Consider the following 16118-nt stretch of genomic DNA (forward strand, 5'->3'; position numbering starts at 1 on the left):
GGTTGGCAGAACACCAGAGAAACCGGCGAGCGCCGGCGGGCGAAGCGAGATTCTAGCGATTTCGCGGCAGCTGTGAAGAGGGGCGCAGCGGCAGATTTACTCTCCGCGGACGGCTGGTAGAATGGCCGGTCCGCCACAGCCCAGAGCCCCACGATCCATGGCCTTGCCGACCCTACGTATCCTCGGTTTCATCATCGGCATCTTCCTGATCACTCTGGCCGCCAGCATGCTGGTCCCGATCCTGACCATGCTCGCCTTCGACCGTACCGAAGGCATCCAGGCATTCATCTGGTCCAGCGTCGCCACCTTCGTCACCGGCCTCGGCCTGGTCCTGCCGGGGCGTCCCGAGCATGTCCACCTGCGCCCGCGGGACATGTACATGCTCACCGTATCGAGCTGGGTGCTGGTATGCATCTTCGCCGCCCTGCCGTTCGTCCTGCAGCAGCACATCAGCTACACCGATGCCTTCTTCGAAAGCATGTCGGGAATCACCGCCACCGGCTCCACCGTCCTCAGCGGGCTGGACGACATGTCCCCGGGCATCCTCATCTGGCGCTCTCTGCTGCACTGGCTGGGCGGCATCGGCTTCATCGCCATGGCCGTGGCGATCCTGCCGATGCTGCGGATCGGCGGCATGCGCCTGTTCCAGACCGAATCCTCGGACCGCTCGGAAAAGGTCCTGCCACGCTCGCACATGGTCGCCAAGTACATCGTCGCCACCTATGTCGGTATCACCCTGCTCGGCAGCCTGGCCTTCTGGGGCGCCGGCATGAGCCCGTTCGACGCGGTCAACCACGCCATGTCGGCGATTTCCACCGGCGGTTTCTCCACCTCCGACCAATCCCTGGCCAAGTGGAAGCAGCCAGCGGTGCACTGGACCGCGGTAGTGGTGATGATCCTCGGCAGCCTGCCGTTCGCGCTCTACGTCGCCACCCTGCGCGGACACCGCAAGGCGCTGATCAAGGACCAGCAGGTCCGCGGCCTGCTCGGCCTGCTGCTGGTGACCTGGCTGCTGATGGGCACCTGGTACGCGGTAACCTCCAAGCTGCCCTGGATGGATGCTTTCCGCATCGTCGCAGTGAACGTCACCTCGGTGGTCACCACCACCGGCTTCGCCCTCGGCGACTACAGCATGTGGGGGCACTTCTCGATCATGCTGTTCTTCTACCTCGGCTTCATCGGCGGTTGCTCCGGCTCTACCGCCGGCGGTATCAAGATCTTCCGCTTCCAGGTCGCCTACACCCTGCTCAAGGCCAACCTCTACCAGTTGATCCATCCGCGCGCGGTGCTCAAGCAGAACTACAACGGCCATCGCCTGGACGAGGAAATCGTCCGCTCGATCCTGACCTTCTCGTTCTTCTTCGCCATCGTTGTCTGCCTGCTCGCCCTCGGCCTGTCGCTGATCGGCCTGGACTGGATGACCGCGCTCACCGGCGCCGCCAGCACCGTGGCCGGCGTAGGCCCGGGGATGGGGCCCATCATCGGCCCCTCGGGCAACTTCGCCAGCCTGCCGGACGCCGCCAAGTGGCTGCTGGCCGCCGGCATGCTGCTCGGTCGCCTGGAGATCATCACCGTGCTGGTCCTGCTGACCCCGGCGTTCTGGCGCCACTGAGCGCTCACGGGCCTGTCTGCAATGGCTCTACTCAGGGACTGAAAAGCCGGTGTAAGCTTCTGCACCATGACGACACAGCCGCAACCCGGCCACGTGAGCCTGGATAGCTCCACCCAGCCCGCCCGCGTCAGAGCCATAGGTGATTGGACGCTCGCCCACTACACGGCCCTGGAGCGCGAAGTGACGCGCCTGCGCAGCGAAGTGGCGGCCAACGTCAGCTTCGACCTGAGCCAACTGGGCGCCCTGGATACCGCCGGTGCCGCCCTGCTCGCCGAATTGCTCGGTGCCGAGCGCCTGGCCGACCTCGCCGAGCTGGAGCCCGGTCTGCCGCGCGAGCGCCAGGCCCTGCTGAAGACCGTCGGCCACGCCCTGCACGACTTCTGCGAGCCGGAGAAACCCAAGCCGCCCACCACCGCCATCGAGCTGCTGGCTCGCATCGGGTGTGCCATGGAGACCTTCTGGCTGCACCTCAAGGCACTCCTCGGCTTCATCGGCCTGACCCTGGAGACCCTGCTCCGCAGCCTGGTCCGCCCGGCCAGTTGGCGGGTCACGCCGCTGGTGGCGAACATCGAGAAGAGCGGCCTGGACGCGGTGCCGATCATCGCTCTGCTGACCTTCCTGGTCGGCGCGGTGATCGCCTTCCTCGGCGCCACGGTGCTGGCCAACTTCGGCGCGACCATCTACACGGTCAACCTGGTGGTGTTCTCCTTCCTCCGCGAGTTCGCCGTGCTGCTCACCGCGATCCTCATGGCCGGCCGCACCGCCAGCGCCTTCACCGCGCAGATCGGTTCGATGAAGGCCAACGAGGAGATCGACGCGATCCGCGCCCTCGGCCTCAACCCCATCGAGCTGCTGGTGCTGCCGCGGGTGCTGGCGCTGCTGGTATCGCTACCGATGCTGACCTTCGTCGGCATGCTCTGCGGCATCGTCGGCGGCATGACCGTCTGCGCCTGGACCCTGGACATCCCGCCGGCGATGTTCCTGTCGATCATGGAGGACGGAATCGGCGTACAGCATTTCCTGGTCGGTATCAGCAAGGCCCCGCTGTTCGCCTTCCTGATCGCCGTGATCGGCTGCCTGGAAGGCTTCAAGGTCAGCGGCAGCGCCCAGTCGGTGGGCGAGCACACCACCACCAGCGTGGTCCACTCGATCTTCGTGGTGATCCTGCTCGACGCCCTCGCCGCGCTGTTCTTCATGGAGATGGGCTGGTGAACCAGGACAACCCGCAAGCGATCATCCAGGTCCGCGACCTGTGCAACCGTTTCGGCGCCCAGGCGGTCCACGAGCACCTCGACCTCGACGTCCGTCGCGGCGAGATCCTCGGCGTGGTCGGCGGCTCCGGCACCGGCAAGTCGGTGCTGCTGCGCAGCATCGTCGGCCTGCGCCGGCCGACCTCCGGCAGCGTGCGGGTGTTCGGCGAAGACCTGCTGCAACTGCCGGAGGAACGCCGCTCCCTGGTCGAACGGCGCTTCGGCGTGCTGTTCCAGCAGGGCGCGCTGTTTTCCTCGCTTACCGTGGTGGAGAACGTCGCCCTGCCGCTGATCGAGAACGCCGGCCTGCCGCGCGCCGACGCAGAGCACCTGGCCCAGGTCAAGCTGGCCCTGGCCGGGCTACCGGCCAACGCCGGCGACAAGTATCCTGCCTCGCTTTCCGGCGGCATGATCAAGCGCGCCGCCCTGGCCCGCGCCCTGGCGCTGGACCCGGACATCCTGTTCCTCGACGAGCCCACCGCCGGCCTCGACCCGATCGGCGCGGCGGCCTTCGACAACCTGATCCGAACCCTGCGCGACGCCCTCGGCCTGACCGTATTCCTGGTCACCCATGACCTGGACACCCTGTACACCATCTGCGACCGGGTCGCCGTGCTGTCGCAGAAGAAGGTCCTGGTGGTCGATACCCTGGAACGGGTCGCCGCCACCGACGACGCCTGGGTCCGCGAATACTTCCACGGGCCGCGCGGGCGCGCCGCCCACCAAGCCGCCGCCGTGCCGGAGAATCACTGAGATGGAAACCCGAGCCCACCATGTGTTGATCGGCCTGTTCAGCGTGATCGTGATCGGCGCCGCCCTGCTCTTCGGCCTGTGGCTGGCCAAGTCCGGCTCGGAGGGCAAGTTCAACTACTACGACATCGTCTTCAACGAAGCGGTCAGTGGCCTTTCCCAGGGCAGCTCGGTGCAGTACAGCGGGATCAAGGTCGGCGACGTGGCCTTCCTTCGCCTCGATCCGCAAGACCCACGCAAGGTCTGGGCACGCATCCGCGTGGTGGCCAGCGCGCCGATCAAGCAGGACACCACCGCCAAGCTGGCGCTCACCGGGATCACCGGCACCTCGATCATCCAGCTCAGCAGCGGCACGCCCGCCAGCCCGATGCTGGAGGGCAAGGACGGGAAGATCCCGGTGATCGTCGCCACGCCCTCGCCGCTGACCCAGTTACTCAGCAACGGCGAAGACCTGATGGGCAACATCAACCAGCTCATCGCGCGCTTCAGCAACCTGCTCTCCGAGGAAAACACAGCGCGCATCAGCCGCACCCTCGACCATCTCGACCAGGCCACCGGCGCACTCTCCGCCGAGCGCGAGAACGTCAGCGCGGTGATGCAGCAGCTGGCCCAGGCGAGCAGGCAGGCCAACGCCGCCCTGGCCCAGGCCAGCGAGTTGATGCGCAGCGCCAACGGCCTGCTCAACGAGCAAGGCAAGGGGATGCTGGAAAACGCCAACAAGACCATGGCTTCGCTGGAGCGCACCAGCGCCACCCTCGACCAGTTGATCAGCGAGAATCGCCACTCTCTGGACGGCGGCATCCAGGGACTCGCCGAGCTGGGCCCGGCGGTCAGCGAACTGCGCGATACCCTGGCGGCACTGCGCGGAATCAGCCGGCGCCTGGAAGAAAACCCGGCGAACTACCTGCTGGGCCGGGAAAAAACCAAGGAGTTCACCCCATGAGGCTCGCCCTTCGCCCGCTCCGTCGCCTGTCCCTGGCCGCCGGCCTGGCCGCGTTCGCAGCCCTCGGCGCCTGCTCGATCCTGCCGGAGGCGCAGGTCCTCCAGGTCTACCTGCTACCGGTGCACAACCCTCCGGCCAGCGCCGCCGCCAGGCCGGTCGACTGGTCGCTGCGGATCGCCCGGCCGCGTACCAGCCTGGTGCTGGAGAGCCCGCGCATCGCGGTGCGTCCGCACGGCGACGAGATCAGCGTGTACCAGGGCGCACGCTGGAGCGATCCGGCGCCGTCGCTGCTGCGCGACCGTCTGATGCAGGCGTTCCAGGCCGACGGCCGGGTCCGCGGCCTGAGCAGCGACGACAGCAACCTGCAGGCCGATTTCGAACTGGGCGGCGACCTTCGCGCCTTCCAGACCGAGTACCCGAACGGCCAGGCCAGCGCGCTGATCCGCTACGACGCGCGCCTGGTGCGTACCGACGACAAGCGCGTGGTCGCCAGCCGGCGTTTCGAGGTCAGCCAGCCGGTGGACGGCAAGAAGGTCGCGGCGGTGGTCAGCGCCTTCGGCAAGGCCGGCGATACGCTGTCGGCCCAGGTTCTCGACTGGACCCTACGCCAGGCCTCGGCGCAACCCGCCGTGCAGCCCTGAAGCGTCCCGCCTGGCCTGGCGACTAGCCCGGGGGCTCCTGGCGGCGCGCCCGGTATTCGTTGGGCGTGCAGCCGAACCAGCGACGGAATGCCCGGAAGAAATTGCTCGGATCGGCGAAACCCAGCAGATAGGCGACTTCCAGCAAGGTCAGGCCGGGCTGCTGGAGATACTGCTCGGCCATATCCCGGCGCGTGTCGTCGAGCAGTTGCTGGTAGCTGGTGCCTTCTTCCTGGAGGCGCCGTTGCAAGGTGCGCTGCGACAGGTGCAGCGCCTGGGCCACCCGTTCGCGCCTGGGTTCTCCCTGCGGCAGCAGCCGGCACAAGGTCTGCCGGGCCAGATGGGTGATGCGGCTGGTACTGAAACGCGCCAGGTATTCGCCGGCGAAGCGATCGTGCAACTGGGCCAGCGCCTCGTTGGCCGAGGGTAGCGGCGTCTCGAGGTCGACGCGGGAAAACACCAGCGCGAACTCCTCGGCGTGAAAGCGCAGCGGCGCGCGGAACAGCTCGACATAGGGTGCCAGCGGCTCGCGGGGCGCGCCGGGCAGTTCCACCGCCAGCGGATCCAGCGACCGGCCGGTGATCCAGCGGACCATGTCCACCAGGTAGGCCAGCGAGCATTCGGCACTCTGCGGTGGCGCCGGCAGGCGATCGCCATGCACCGTGACGCCGATTCGATAGCCCTGCGGCGTGCGGCGGAAAGTCAGGTCGGACGCTTCCGCGATGATCCGCTGGTAGCGCTCCAGGCGCGCGAAGCCTTCCGCCAGGTTGCGGCTCGACATCAGCGCATAGCCGACGACGTGGAAAGCCGGGCGCCGGACCCGGGCGATGTTCAGGGCGATCGCCGGGTTGCCGCTGAGCGCCACCGCACGCTGCCACAGACGGCTCATGGCGTCCTGCGGGAAGCGCGCGTCGGGGTCCTGCAGGGCCTGGTAGTCGAGGCCCAGCTCGGCGAACAGCTGGCGTCCGTCGAGGCCTTCCAGCTCCAGGGCGATGACGATGCCCTGGACCCAGCTGGACAAGGTTGTACGTTCCGGCATCGGTCTCTTCTTGTTCTGGCGGGAGGCACGCCGACCGTCGACCGGCCTGGCGGCCCAAGGATACTAAACTGGCCCTGTATGTCATCCGCGACATCGTGCGGCCCGCACTACACTGCGTGGACACAACGAGAGGAGGCATTCCATGAGCAGCCCTGACGACGAGCGTTTCCACAGTTTCGCCGAGTTCTACCCCTACTACCTGCAGGAACACAGCAACGCGGTCTGCCGCCGCCTGCACTACGTCGGCAGCCTGCTGGTGCTGGCGGTGCTCTTCCACGCCGTGGCCAGCCAGCAGTGGCTATGGCTGCTGGCGCTGCCGCTGGTGGGCTACGGCTTCGCCTGGGTCGGCCACTTCGTCTTCGAGAAGAACCGCCCGGCCACCTTCAAGTACCCGCTGTGGTCGTTCATGGGCGACTGGGTGATGCTCAAGGACGCTTTCACCGGCCGCATCCGCTTCTGACCCATCCGCGCGGCTGGCCCCCGGGCCGGTCGCTCCCCCGGGACGACCGTCGGTCCCGGATCGGCGCGCTTTCCTGAACTATCGATCAGCTGTCACTGGCCGCCGCGCAAACGCTTGGTTAAGATTCCGCCAGCAACCTGGCCACCCGCCATTCCCCAGGCGGAAAGCTCACGAGGCCGAGCCGGGACGAAAATACACAGGGATCCTCTCCAGCGCATGAAGCCTACCCTCCCCGACCGCTCGCCGACGAGCCGGTCCGTCGCGTCCATGCGTGAATACTATTCGCGCGTGCTGGCCTATATCGCCTGTGGCGCCAGCATCGCGGCGGGAACCTACACCCAGTATTTCAGCTACGGCATCCTCTGGATGGTGCCCTATGCGCTGCTCTACCCGCACCTGGCGTACCACCTCGGCCAGCGCTTCCGCCAGCACGACCCGCGCAAGGTGACCCGCGCCCTGCTCGCGGTCGACGCCGTGCACTGTGGCCTGGGCATGGCGCTGCTCGGCTTCTCCGTGGTACCCAGCCTGATGTTCCTGCTGGTGCTGAGCTTCACCGCACTGGTCATCGGCGGCCTGCGCCTGCTCGGCATGGCCTTGCTGGTATCGGCCAGCAGCGCCCTGCTGGTCGCCGTGCTCGTCGCCCCGCCGCTGCTGGGCAATACCCCGGTCGAGGTGGCCGCGGTCAGCATCCTGTTCTGCGGCCTGTACATCTGCATCACCGCCTTCTTCGGCCACCAGCAGGGTCTGCGCCTGGCCCAGGTGCGCCAGGAGATCGCCCGCGAGCAGGAGAAGGCCGCGCGGCTCGCGCGCAACCTGGCCAAGTACCTATCGCCGCAGGTCTGGGAAATGATCTTCAGCGGCAAGAAGAGCGTGCGCCTGGAAACCCAGCGCAAGAAGCTCACCGTGTTCTTCTCCGACATCCGCGGCTTCACCGAGCTATCCGAGGAACTGGAAGCCGAGGCCCTGACCGACCTGCTCAACAACTACCTCAACGAAATGTCGAAGATCGCCCTCAAGTACGGCGGCACCATCGACAAGTTCGTCGGCGACTGCGTCATGGTGTTCTTCGGCGACCCCAGCACCCAGGGCGCGAAGAAGGACGCGGTGGCTGCGGTATCGATGGGCATCGCCATGCGCAAGCACATGAAGGTGCTGCGCCAGCAGTGGCGGGCCCAGGGCATCACCAAGCCGCTGGAAATCCGCATGGGCATCAACACCGGCTATTGCACGGTGGGCAACTTCGGCGCCGACACGCGCATGGACTACACCATCATCGGCCGCGAGGTGAACCTCGCCAGCCGCCTGGAAAGCGCCTCGGAAGCCGGCGAAATCCTCATTTCCCACGAGACCTACTCGCTGATCAAGGACGTGATCATGTGCCGCGACAAGGGCCAGATCGCGGTCAAGGGCTTCAGCCGCCCGGTGCAGATCTACCAGGTGGTGGACTCGCGCCGCGACCTCGGCGCCGCGCCCAGCTATGTCGAGCACGAATTGCCCGGCTTCTCCATGTACCTGGACACCAACAACATCCAGAACTACGACAAGGAGCGGGTCATCCAGGCCCTGCAACAGGCCGCCGAACGCCTGCGCGACAAGGTCATCCTCTAAGTTCGTCGAACGCCGCCGGCAGTTCGTCGCGCCATTCCGGCGCAGTCCGCGGGCCGCTTGCCTGCAGCGCCAGGAACTCCTCCGCCGAACCCCGCCAGGACTGCTCCCGCGCCCAGCGCCCGCAGGCCTGGCGATCCAGCGCCAGCGCCTGGCGGCAGGCTTCGCCAAGATCCTCGTGCATGACCCCGGTCACGCCCTGCTGCAATACATCCAGCGGCCCCGGCACGGCGAAGGCCGCCACCGGCACGCCACAGCCCAGGGCTTCGAGCATCACCAGGCCATAGGTATCGGTCAGCGAGGGGAACACCAGCACCGAGGCCGCCCGGTAGGCGTCGGCCAGCGCGCGGCCATGGCGGTAGCCGAGAAAACGCGCCTGTGGATAGCGCTGCTCCAGCGCCGCCCGCTGCGGGCCGTCGCCCACCAGCCATTTTTCGCCCGGCAGTTCGAGATCGAGGAACGCCTCCAGGTTCTTTTCCGTCGCCAGCCGCCCGACATACAGGAACACCGGCGGCCGCTCTTCCGCCGGGGGTGTCTCGGCGGGATGGAACAGTTCGGTATCGACGCCCTTGCGCCACAGCCGCAGGTGCTGGAAGCGCCAGGCGCAGAACTCGTCGCGCAGGCGCGGGGTGCTCACCAGCACCGCCCGGCTCGGCCGATGGAAGGTGCGCAGGAAGGCATAGCCCCAGGACAGCGGCAGCCACGGACAGCGGTCACGCAGGTATTCGGGAAAGCGCGTATGGATCGCCGAGGTGAATTCCAGGCCGCGCTTGCCCAGCCAGCGCCGCGCGGCCCAGCCGAGCGGCCCCTCGGTGGCCAGGTGCACGGCATCCGGGGCGAAGGCCTCGATCAGCCCGCCGAGGCGCCAGAGGTTCCAGGCCAGGGGGATTTCCGGATAGCTGGGACAGGGCAGGCAGCGGAAGTCGGCGGGCGACAGCACCCGTACCTGGTGGCCCAGCAGTTCCAGCTCGCGCTGCAGGGCCAGCAGGCTGGTGACGACTCCGTTGACTTGCGGTAACCAGGCGTCGCTGACGATCAATAGCCTCATGCCGCCGGCTCGACCGCCGCGGCCTGCGCCGCCAGCCGCGCCTGCTCCTCGGCCAGGCGGTAGAGCTGGATGCTGCCGTCCCAGTGTTCGATCAGCGCCGTGCAGGACTCCACCCAGTCGCCGCAGTTGAGGTAATCGACGCCCTCGATGCGGCGGATCTCGGCATGGTGGATGTGCCCGCAGACCACCCCGTCGAGCCCGCGCTTGTGGCACTCGTGGGCGATGGCTTCCTCGAAGTCGCTGATGAAATTCACCGCGGTCTTGACCTTGTGCTTGAGGTACGCCGACAGCGACCAGTAGCCGTAGCCCCAGCGCCGCCGCCAGTGGTTCAGCCAACGGTTGAGGAGCAGGGTGAACTCGTAGGCGGAATCGCCGAGGAAAGCCAGCCAGCGGTGGTAGCGGGTGATCACGTCGAACTGGTCACCGTGTATCACCAGCAGCTTGCGGCCGTCGGCGGTACTGTGCACCGCCTCGTCGACCAGGCGGATGTTGCCGAGGATCAGGCTCGAATAGCGGCGCAGGAATTCGTCATGGTTGCCGGTGACGTAGATCACTTCGGTGCCGCGCTTGCTCAGGGTGAGCAGGCGACGGATCACATTGGTGTGCGCCTGCGGCCAGTAGATGCCGCCGCGCAGCTTCCAGCCGTCGATGATGTCGCCCACCAGGTAGATGCGATCGGCGTGGTAGCGCTTGAGGAACGCCGCCAGGTGTTCGGCCTGGCAATCCCGCGTCCCCAGGTGGACATCCGAGATCCACAGGGTCCGGACCCGCTGCTTGCGGTTCGAGGTGAAGCGTTGCGCGGTGCTCATCGGCGGGTCTCCGACGGTGTTTTTCCGATCTTGGCCGGCGCCGGTGAAACGACTGTGACAGGCCGGCGACCGTTGCGTGACAGGGCCCGGCTGTCTGTCGCCGGCGCCAGCGGGTAGACTGGGCGCCTGCCTCCGGGAGCTTCGCCATGGGTTCGATCCTTTCCCTGCGTCACTACAGCCACGACCAGATCGTCCACAGCCATGACCATGCCCAATTGGTCCTGGGCCTCAGCGGCTGCCTCGACTTCGAGGTCGAGGGGCGCGGCAGCCGCGTGTTGCGGCAGACCTTCGCGGTGGTTCCGGCGCAAGCCCGGCATGCCTGCTCGAGTCCCTCCGGCAGCCGCTGCCTGGTCCTCGACCTGCCCTGCGACGGCAGCCTGCTGCTGGGCCTGGGCGAACACGCCGAAGCCGGTCGGCGGCTGTTCGAGCGACCGCAGGCGCTGTCGCTGACGCCCGCCCAGGGCCAACTGGTGAACTGGCTGGCCAGCGGCCCGATCAACGACCCGGTGATCGCCCACCAGGGCGCCGGCCTGCTCCTCGCCAGCCTGGCCAGCGAGCGCCAGCCGCCGCGCCAGCAGCCCCGCCTGCCACTGGCCAGCCTGGACGCCTACCTCGACCGCCATGCCGCCCATCCGCTACAGGTAGCCGACCTGGCGCGGCTGGCCGGCCTTTCGGTGGCGCGCTTCCACAGCCTGTTCCTCGCCGAGACCGGACAGACGCCCATGGACTACGCGCGCAGCCGACGCCTGCACCAGGCCCACGAACTGTTGCTGGAGAGCAGCCTGGCGGTGGGCGAGATCGCCGCCCGGGTCGGCTACGCCTCGCAGAGCGCCTTCACTGCAGCGCTGGTCCGCGAGTTCGGCGTCACCCCGCGACAACTGCGTCGCGAGTCCCGCGACAAAACCGGCTAGCCGCACGACAGACAAATCCGTCACGACTCCTTACTCTCTGCCCATCGACAGACCAGGAGTCAGCATGGACATCATCGAATGGCAGGATTTCGAACGCGTCGAACTGCGCGTCGGCACCATCCTCAGCGCCGCTCCCAACCCCAAGGCACGCAAACCCGCCTATGTCCTCGAGGTCGACCTCGGACCGCTCGGCCTGCGCACCTCCAGCGCGCAACTGACCGCACACTACCAGGCCGAGCAACTGGTCGGACGCCAGGTCCTCTGCGTCTGCAACTTCGCTCCGAAGCAGATCGCCGGGGTGCGCTCGGAGGTCCTGGTCACCGGGGTCTACGATAGCGAGGACAAGGTGGTCCTGGCCGGCTTCGACAAGCCCCTGCCCAACGGTGCGCGCCTGGCCTGAAGGATCCCCATGAATCGACGTTCCGCCCTCGCCGCCCTGCACGGCGGCGCCCTCCTCTTCGGCCTGACCGGGGTGTTCGGCAAGCTGGCCAGTGCCTCCCCCGGGGTGATCGTGTTCGGCCGTGCGCTGTTCGCGGTGCTCGCCCTCGGCCTCTTCGCCCGCCTCGCGGGCCAGGCCTGGCGCGCCCTGGGACCCGCGCAATGGCTGCGCCTGGCGCTCTGCGGCCTGCTCCTGGCCGGGCACTGGGTGAGTTTCTTCATCGCCGTGAAGACCGCCGGCGTGGCCATCGCCACCCTCGGCTTCGCCAGCTTCCCGGCCTTCACCGTAATCCTCGAAGGGCTGCTCTTCCGCGAGCGCATTCATCTCGCGGAAGGACTGCTGGTGGTCCTGGTCAGCCTTGGCCTGGTGCTGGTCACGCCGAACTTCGACCTCGCCAGCGGCGCCACCCTCGGCCTGCTCTGGGCGATCCTTTCCGGCCTTCTGTTCGCCCTGCTGTCGCTGGCCAACCGTAGCAACAGCGGGCAGGTCGGCCCGGTGCAGGCGGCGCTCTGGCAGAACCTGGTAGTCGCCCTGTGCCTGCTGCCGTTCGCGGTCGGCGAACTACCGGCGCTACCCGCTCTCGACTGGCTCTGGCTGGCCCTGCTGGGCGTCTTCTGCACCGGCCTGGCGCACAGCCTGTTCGTGGCCAGCCTGGCGGTGGTCAAGGCCCGCACCGCGGCGCTGGTATTCGCCCTGGAGCCGGTCTACGGGATCGCCTTCGCCTGGCTGCTGTTCCATGAGACGCCGGGGCCGCGGATGTTCCTCGGCGGTGCCCTGATCATCCTCGCCATCGTGCTGTCGGCGCGCCTCGGTACACGGGGCAGGAAAACCGCAGTCGGCGACGAACGAGGCGATCCCGAGCGCGCCTGAATCCGCCCCGGCCGTCACACCGGCAACCATCGAAAGTCCGCAGGGAATAAAAAACCCGGTCGAACACGCGGGGGGAAGGGGTTCGACCGGGTGCTGCGTCCGATCACCGGAGCGTTGGCAGAGGGACGCAAAGGGAGGTGTCGGTTTCCAGCGCCTGCCGCATCCGCTCGCGGGCTCGCGCCAGGCCTTTCTCACGGAATTCCGGGCCCATGTTCATGCCCTCCGCGTGGACGAAGGTGACGTCGTGGATGCCGACGAAGCCCAGCACCTGGCGCAGATAGGGTTCCTGGTGATCGAGACCGCCGCCGGCGTAGATCCCGCCGCGGGCGGTGAGAACGAAGGCGCGCTTGCCCTGTAGCAGGCCTTCCGGACCCTGCTCGGCGTAACGGAAAGTCAGGCCGGCGCGCAGCACATGGTCGAACCAGCTCTTCAGGCTGCTGGGAATGGCGAAGTTGTACATCGGTGCCGCCAGCACCAGCACGTCCGCCATCCGCAACTCCTCGGTCAGGCGATTGGAACGCTCGAGGGCGCGCCTTTCCGCAGCGCTATGGCCATCACAGGGGGTGGTCCAGGCTCCCAGCAATAATTCATCGAGGTGCGGCAGCGGCTCGCGCGCCAGGTCGCGGACCTGGAAGCGATCAGCGGGATGCGCGGCTTTCCAGTGGGAGATGAATTCCGCCGTCAGCAGGCGGGAAACCGAGCCCCGTTGGCGGGCACTGCTCTCGATAACCAGGACACGGGACATGACTCGACCTCCACCCACTGCGCTACAACGATGGAGGTGAGGGTAGAGAATGATTAATCGATTAAAAAGTTGAAAAAACCGCTGTTAAATATCGACCAGGTTGATTTATAAACAGGCACCACCTAGTCTTTCGGTGAGAGAACGCTCTATTTCGCGATCTTGCAGGTCAGCTTGATCCGCAACTTGATGATGTCGCGGCCGAACTGCGCGGTGAAGTTGCTGTTCTGCCCGGGCTGGATCACGCCCTTGCGCACTTTCGGGGTCTCCGGGCCGTTGCGGAACACCGCCGTGCACTCTGCCGCCTGGCCTCCCAGGTTGGTGAGGAGGATCGCGCCCATGTCGCGACCGATGTCCTGGGTGCTGTAGGAGACCTCGGTGCCGTTGAGTTGCGGGTCGACCTCGATCGGATAGGCGAAAGCGGACAGGGGCAGCAGCGATAGTGCGAAACAGCAAAGCCTTTTCATGGCCGGACTCCCGGTAGCGACAGATGGAAAAATGGCAACACCCTGAAAACCACGGCATCCCGTACGTCAAGAGAATGGACAGCTACCCCGTACAGGACGCCGACGACACGATAAGCGAAGTCGCCCCTCCGGCGCACTCGTCATCGCCTGCCGGCCGCGGAAACGCCGGCGAGGCATCCCTGCATTCGAGGAGGCGGAAATGAAAGCGCCACGCGTAACCCTGGACCAATGGCGGACCCTGCAGGCGGTGGTCGACCACGGCGGCTTCGCCCAGGCCGCGGAAGCCCTGCACCGCTCGCAATCATCGATCAGCTATACCGTGGCGCGCATGCAGGAACAGCTCGGCGTGCCGCTGCTGCGCATCGACGGACGCAAGGCGGTGCTGACCGAGGCCGGCGAAGTGTTGCTGCGCCGTTCGCGGCAACTGGTCAAGCAGGCCGGGCAACTGGAGGAACTGGCCCACCACATGGAACAGGGCTGGGAACCCGAGGTGCGCCTGGTGGTGGACGCCGCCTACCCCACCGCGCGGATCGTCCGCTCGCTGTCCGCCTTCATGCCGCAGAGCCGCGGCTGTCGCGTGCTGCTGCGCGAGGAAGTGCTCTCCGGCGTCGAGGAAGCGCTGATCCAGGGCGCCGCCGACCTGGCGATCAGCGGCCTGATCATTCCCGGCCACCTCGGCGCCGACCTCAGCGTGGTCGAGTTCGTCGCCGTGGCCCACCCCGACCATCCGCTGCACCGCCTGCAACGCGAACTGACCCACCAGGACCTGGAAACCCAGATGCAGGTGGTGATCCGCGACAGCGGCCGGCTACAGCCGCGCGACCACGGCTGGCTGGGCGCCGAACAGCGCTGGACGGTGGGCAGCCTGGCTACCGCGGCGACCTTCGTCGGCAACGGCCTGGGCTTCGCCTGGCTGCCGCGGCACATCATCGAGCGCGAACTGCAGAGCGGCCAACTCAAGCCGCTGCCGCTGAGCCAGGGCGGCGTGCGGCAGAGCCGCTTCTACCTCTACACCAACAAGGAAAAGCCGCTCGGCCCGGCCAGCCAGATCCTCATGGAAATGCTCAAGTCGTTCGCCAACGTACCGCTCAACGCGCCCTTCGCGGCGCCCGAACCGGCCGCCGAGTGAGCGCAGATGCCTGACTTCCAGCACCGCGACTGCACCCTCGTCTACGACGACCACCCCGGTCCCGCCGAGCGCGCGCCGGTCCTGCTGCTGCACGGTCTCGGTTCGAGCGCCCGCGACTGGGAATACCAGTTGCCGGCCCTGCTGGGCCGCTACCGCCTGCTGATCCCGGACCTGCGCGGCCACGGCCGCTCCGGCAAGCCGCGCGGCGGCTACAGCATGGCCGGCTTCGCCGAGGACTGCGCGGCGCTGCTCGACCGGCTCGGCTGCGGCCCGGTACACCTGGTCGGCATCAGCATGGGCGGGATGATCGGCTTCCAGCTGGCCTGCGACCGACCCGACCTGCTGCGCAGCCTGACCATCGTCAACAGCACTCCGGAAGTCATCCCGCGCAAGCCTCGCGAGCATCTGGAGGTGGCCAAGCGCAAGCTCCTCTCGCGCCTGCTCAGCCTGCGGACCATCGGCCGCGCCCTCGGCCGGCTGTTGTTTCCCAAGGCGGAACAGGCCGTGCTGCGAGAGAAGATCGAGGCGCGCTGGGCGGAGAACGACAAGCGCGCCTACCTGGCCAGCCTCGACGCGATCATCGGTTGGGGCGTGCAGGAACGATTGGCCGAGATCGCCTGTCCGACCCTGGTGATCAGCGCGGATCGCGACTACACGCCGGTATCGCTGAAGCAGGCCTATTGCGAGCGGATCGCCGACGCCCGCCTGGTGGTGGTGGAGGACTCCCGCCACGCCACGCCGATGGACCAACCCGAGATTTTCAACACCACCCTGCTCGGCTTCCTCGCCGATATCGACAAAACCAAGGAACAACCATGCTCAAACGTCTCCTGATCGCCGCCTGCACCCTGCTCTTCGCCGGTTCCCTGCTGGCCGCCACGCCTGCCGCCAAGCCGCACGTCCTGATCGCCACCAGCCTCGGCGAGATCGAGGTAGAGCTCGATCCGGCCAAGGCGCCGATCAGCGTGAAGAACTTCCTCGAGTACGTCGACAGCGGCTACTACGACGGCACCCTGTTCCACCGCGTGATCCCTGGCTTCATGGTGCAGACCGGCGGCTTCAGCGCCGGCATGCAGGAAAAGAAGACCCGCGCACCGATCAAGAACGAGGCCGACAACGGCCTGCTCAACGAGCGCGGCACCCTCGCCATGGCCCGTACCGGCGTGGTCGATTCGGCCACCAGCCAGTTCTTCATCAACCTGACCGACAACGACTTCCTCAACCATGGTGCCCGCGACTTCGGCTATGCGGTGTTCGGCAAGGTGGTGCGTGGCATGGGCGTGGTCGACCAGATCGCCAAGGTTCCCACCCCCCGCCGCAACGGCTTCGCCGACGTGCCGAGCGACGACGTGGTGATCCTGTCCGCCAAACGCCTCTGAGTTCAGCCGCAGGGGCTTGATCCGGCG

The 16118-nt window shown here is 67.3% G+C and carries 18 protein-coding genes; 13 read left to right on the forward strand and 5 right to left on the reverse strand.

The window, feature by feature from the left end; genetic code table 11:
- Nucleotides 1-157 precede the first annotated feature (157 nt).
- The 5 genes from HMPREF2886_RS23880 (at nt 158) to HMPREF2886_RS23900 (ending at nt 5196) form a co-directional block, all read left to right on the forward strand.
- Nucleotides 158-1612 (forward strand): TrkH family potassium uptake protein, encoded by a 1455-nt coding sequence (locus HMPREF2886_RS23880; RefSeq protein WP_003114825.1) that lies wholly within the window; start codon nt 158-160, stop codon nt 1610-1612.
- A 66-nt stretch (nt 1613-1678) separates the two neighbouring features.
- On the forward strand, nt 1679-2824 hold the full coding sequence (locus HMPREF2886_RS23885) for an MlaE family ABC transporter permease (RefSeq protein ID WP_033971650.1): 1146 nt from the start codon (nt 1679-1681) through the stop codon (nt 2822-2824).
- A complete protein-coding gene (locus tag HMPREF2886_RS23890) occupies nt 2821-3615 on the forward strand; it encodes an ABC transporter ATP-binding protein (RefSeq protein WP_003114823.1) in 795 nt (264 codons plus the stop codon). Before HMPREF2886_RS23885 ends, HMPREF2886_RS23890 begins: the two co-directional genes overlap by 4 nt.
- A 1-nt stretch (nt 3616) precedes the next feature.
- On the forward strand, nt 3617-4555 hold the full coding sequence (locus HMPREF2886_RS23895; protein ID WP_003091500.1) for an MlaD family protein: 939 nt from the start codon (nt 3617-3619) through the stop codon (nt 4553-4555).
- Complete coding sequence (locus HMPREF2886_RS23900) at nt 4552-5196, forward strand: ABC-type transport auxiliary lipoprotein family protein (RefSeq protein ID WP_042168065.1); 645 nt, start codon at nt 4552-4554, stop codon at nt 5194-5196. Before HMPREF2886_RS23895 ends, HMPREF2886_RS23900 begins: the two co-directional genes overlap by 4 nt.
- A 22-nt stretch (nt 5197-5218) precedes the next feature.
- Here the strand turns inward: HMPREF2886_RS23900 and HMPREF2886_RS23905 are convergent, their stop codons facing one another.
- Complete coding sequence (locus HMPREF2886_RS23905) at nt 5219-6232, reverse strand: AraC family transcriptional regulator (RefSeq protein ID WP_039027969.1); 1014 nt, start codon at nt 6230-6232, stop codon at nt 5219-5221.
- Between the two features lie 142 nt (nt 6233-6374).
- Between HMPREF2886_RS23905 and HMPREF2886_RS23910 the strand changes: the two genes are divergently transcribed.
- Nucleotides 6375-6692 carry an Mpo1-like protein gene (locus tag HMPREF2886_RS23910; protein ID WP_003114819.1) on the forward strand — a complete coding sequence of 106 codons (318 nt, stop codon included), beginning with the start codon at nt 6375-6377 and terminating at the stop codon, nt 6690-6692.
- Between the two features lie 216 nt (nt 6693-6908).
- Nucleotides 6909-8300 carry a protein CyaB gene (locus HMPREF2886_RS23915; RefSeq protein WP_003124349.1) on the forward strand — a complete coding sequence of 464 codons (1392 nt, stop codon included), beginning with the start codon at nt 6909-6911 and terminating at the stop codon, nt 8298-8300.
- Here HMPREF2886_RS23915 and HMPREF2886_RS23920 read toward each other — a convergent pair.
- Nucleotides 8290-9345: a glycosyltransferase family 4 protein gene (locus HMPREF2886_RS23920; protein ID WP_070748506.1), complete on the reverse strand. Its 1056-nt coding sequence runs from the start codon at nt 9343-9345 to the stop codon at nt 8290-8292. The genes HMPREF2886_RS23915 and HMPREF2886_RS23920 overlap by 11 nt on opposite strands.
- Nucleotides 9342-10154, reverse strand: a complete 813-nt coding sequence (locus tag HMPREF2886_RS23925; protein ID WP_003091510.1) for a UDP-2,3-diacylglucosamine diphosphatase — start codon at nt 10152-10154, stop codon at nt 9342-9344. Before HMPREF2886_RS23925 ends, HMPREF2886_RS23920 begins: the two co-directional genes overlap by 4 nt.
- Before the next feature lie 146 nt (nt 10155-10300).
- On the opposite strand from HMPREF2886_RS23925, the gene HMPREF2886_RS23930 reads away from it, so the two are divergent.
- The 3 genes from HMPREF2886_RS23930 to HMPREF2886_RS23940 all read left to right on the forward strand — a co-directional run bounded on the left by HMPREF2886_RS23930 (nt 10301) and on the right by HMPREF2886_RS23940 (nt 12374).
- On the forward strand, nt 10301-11065 hold the full coding sequence (locus HMPREF2886_RS23930; protein WP_003114816.1) for a helix-turn-helix domain-containing protein: 765 nt from the start codon (nt 10301-10303) through the stop codon (nt 11063-11065).
- A 64-nt stretch (nt 11066-11129) separates the two neighbouring features.
- Nucleotides 11130-11465 (forward strand): tRNA-binding protein, encoded by a 336-nt coding sequence (locus tag HMPREF2886_RS23935; protein ID WP_003109191.1) that lies wholly within the window; start codon nt 11130-11132, stop codon nt 11463-11465.
- A 9-nt stretch (nt 11466-11474) separates the two neighbouring features.
- Entirely contained in the window at nt 11475-12374 is a 900-nt protein-coding gene (locus HMPREF2886_RS23940) for a DMT family transporter (protein WP_033962407.1), read from the forward strand.
- A 103-nt stretch (nt 12375-12477) separates the two neighbouring features.
- Here the strand turns inward: HMPREF2886_RS23940 and azoR3 are convergent, their stop codons facing one another.
- Both azoR3 and HMPREF2886_RS23950 read right to left on the reverse strand, forming a co-directional pair.
- Complete coding sequence (gene azoR3 / locus HMPREF2886_RS23945) at nt 12478-13119, reverse strand: FMN-dependent NADH-azoreductase AzoR3 (protein ID WP_033971660.1); 642 nt, start codon at nt 13117-13119, stop codon at nt 12478-12480.
- Nucleotides 13120-13265: 146 nt separating this feature from the next.
- Entirely contained in the window at nt 13266-13583 is a 318-nt protein-coding gene (locus tag HMPREF2886_RS23950; protein ID WP_003091533.1) for a hypothetical protein, read from the reverse strand.
- Between the two features lie 199 nt (nt 13584-13782).
- Between HMPREF2886_RS23950 and HMPREF2886_RS23955 the strand changes: the two genes are divergently transcribed.
- The 3 genes from HMPREF2886_RS23955 to ppiA are packed head-to-tail and all read left to right on the forward strand — an operon-like array spanning nt 13783 to nt 16091.
- Nucleotides 13783-14712 carry a PA3225 family LysR-type transcriptional regulator gene (locus HMPREF2886_RS23955; protein ID WP_003091534.1) on the forward strand — a complete coding sequence of 310 codons (930 nt, stop codon included), beginning with the start codon at nt 13783-13785 and terminating at the stop codon, nt 14710-14712.
- A gap of 6 nt (nt 14713-14718) precedes the next feature.
- Nucleotides 14719-15546 carry an alpha/beta fold hydrolase gene (locus tag HMPREF2886_RS23960; RefSeq protein WP_033971662.1) on the forward strand — a complete coding sequence of 276 codons (828 nt, stop codon included), beginning with the start codon at nt 14719-14721 and terminating at the stop codon, nt 15544-15546.
- A complete protein-coding gene (gene ppiA, locus HMPREF2886_RS23965; RefSeq protein ID WP_070748508.1) occupies nt 15528-16091 on the forward strand; it encodes a peptidylprolyl isomerase PpiA in 564 nt (187 codons plus the stop codon). The genes HMPREF2886_RS23960 and ppiA overlap by 19 nt, the downstream gene beginning before the upstream one ends.
- Nucleotides 16092-16118 lie beyond the last annotated feature (27 nt).

It is taken from the genome of Pseudomonas sp. HMSC066A08 (assembly GCF_001813025.1).
In the GTDB taxonomy this organism is placed as follows: domain Bacteria; phylum Pseudomonadota; class Gammaproteobacteria; order Pseudomonadales; family Pseudomonadaceae; genus Pseudomonas; species Pseudomonas aeruginosa.

Excerpts from the sequence above, each read along its gene's own strand:
- HMPREF2886_RS23880 (WP_003114825.1), top strand. The coding sequence starts at position 158 with ATGGCCTTGCCGACCCTACGTATCCTCGGTTTCATCATCGGCATCTTC.
- HMPREF2886_RS23885 (WP_033971650.1), top strand. The coding sequence starts at position 1,679 with ATGACGACACAGCCGCAACCCGGCCACGTGAGCCTGGATAGCTCCACC.
- HMPREF2886_RS23895 (WP_003091500.1), top strand. The coding sequence starts at position 3,617 with ATGGAAACCCGAGCCCACCATGTGTTGATCGGCCTGTTCAGCGTGATC.
- HMPREF2886_RS23900 (WP_042168065.1), top strand. The coding sequence starts at position 4,552 with ATGAGGCTCGCCCTTCGCCCGCTCCGTCGCCTGTCCCTGGCCGCCGGC.
- HMPREF2886_RS23905 (WP_039027969.1), bottom strand. The coding sequence starts at position 6,232 with ATGCCGGAACGTACAACCTTGTCCAGCTGGGTCCAGGGCATCGTCATC.
- HMPREF2886_RS23910 (WP_003114819.1), top strand. The coding sequence starts at position 6,375 with ATGAGCAGCCCTGACGACGAGCGTTTCCACAGTTTCGCCGAGTTCTAC.
- HMPREF2886_RS23915 (WP_003124349.1), top strand. The coding sequence starts at position 6,909 with ATGAAGCCTACCCTCCCCGACCGCTCGCCGACGAGCCGGTCCGTCGCG.
- HMPREF2886_RS23920 (WP_070748506.1), bottom strand. The coding sequence starts at position 9,345 with ATGAGGCTATTGATCGTCAGCGACGCCTGGTTACCGCAAGTCAACGGA.
- HMPREF2886_RS23925 (WP_003091510.1), bottom strand. The coding sequence starts at position 10,154 with ATGAGCACCGCGCAACGCTTCACCTCGAACCGCAAGCAGCGGGTCCGG.
- HMPREF2886_RS23930 (WP_003114816.1), top strand. The coding sequence starts at position 10,301 with ATGGGTTCGATCCTTTCCCTGCGTCACTACAGCCACGACCAGATCGTC.
- HMPREF2886_RS23935 (WP_003109191.1), top strand. The coding sequence starts at position 11,130 with ATGGACATCATCGAATGGCAGGATTTCGAACGCGTCGAACTGCGCGTC.
- HMPREF2886_RS23940 (WP_033962407.1), top strand. The coding sequence starts at position 11,475 with ATGAATCGACGTTCCGCCCTCGCCGCCCTGCACGGCGGCGCCCTCCTC.
- azoR3 (WP_033971660.1), bottom strand. The coding sequence starts at position 13,119 with ATGTCCCGTGTCCTGGTTATCGAGAGCAGTGCCCGCCAACGGGGCTCG.
- HMPREF2886_RS23950 (WP_003091533.1), bottom strand. The coding sequence starts at position 13,583 with ATGAAAAGGCTTTGCTGTTTCGCACTATCGCTGCTGCCCCTGTCCGCT.
- HMPREF2886_RS23955 (WP_003091534.1), top strand. The coding sequence starts at position 13,783 with ATGAAAGCGCCACGCGTAACCCTGGACCAATGGCGGACCCTGCAGGCG.
- HMPREF2886_RS23960 (WP_033971662.1), top strand. The coding sequence starts at position 14,719 with ATGCCTGACTTCCAGCACCGCGACTGCACCCTCGTCTACGACGACCAC.
- ppiA (WP_070748508.1), top strand. The coding sequence starts at position 15,528 with ATGCTCAAACGTCTCCTGATCGCCGCCTGCACCCTGCTCTTCGCCGGT.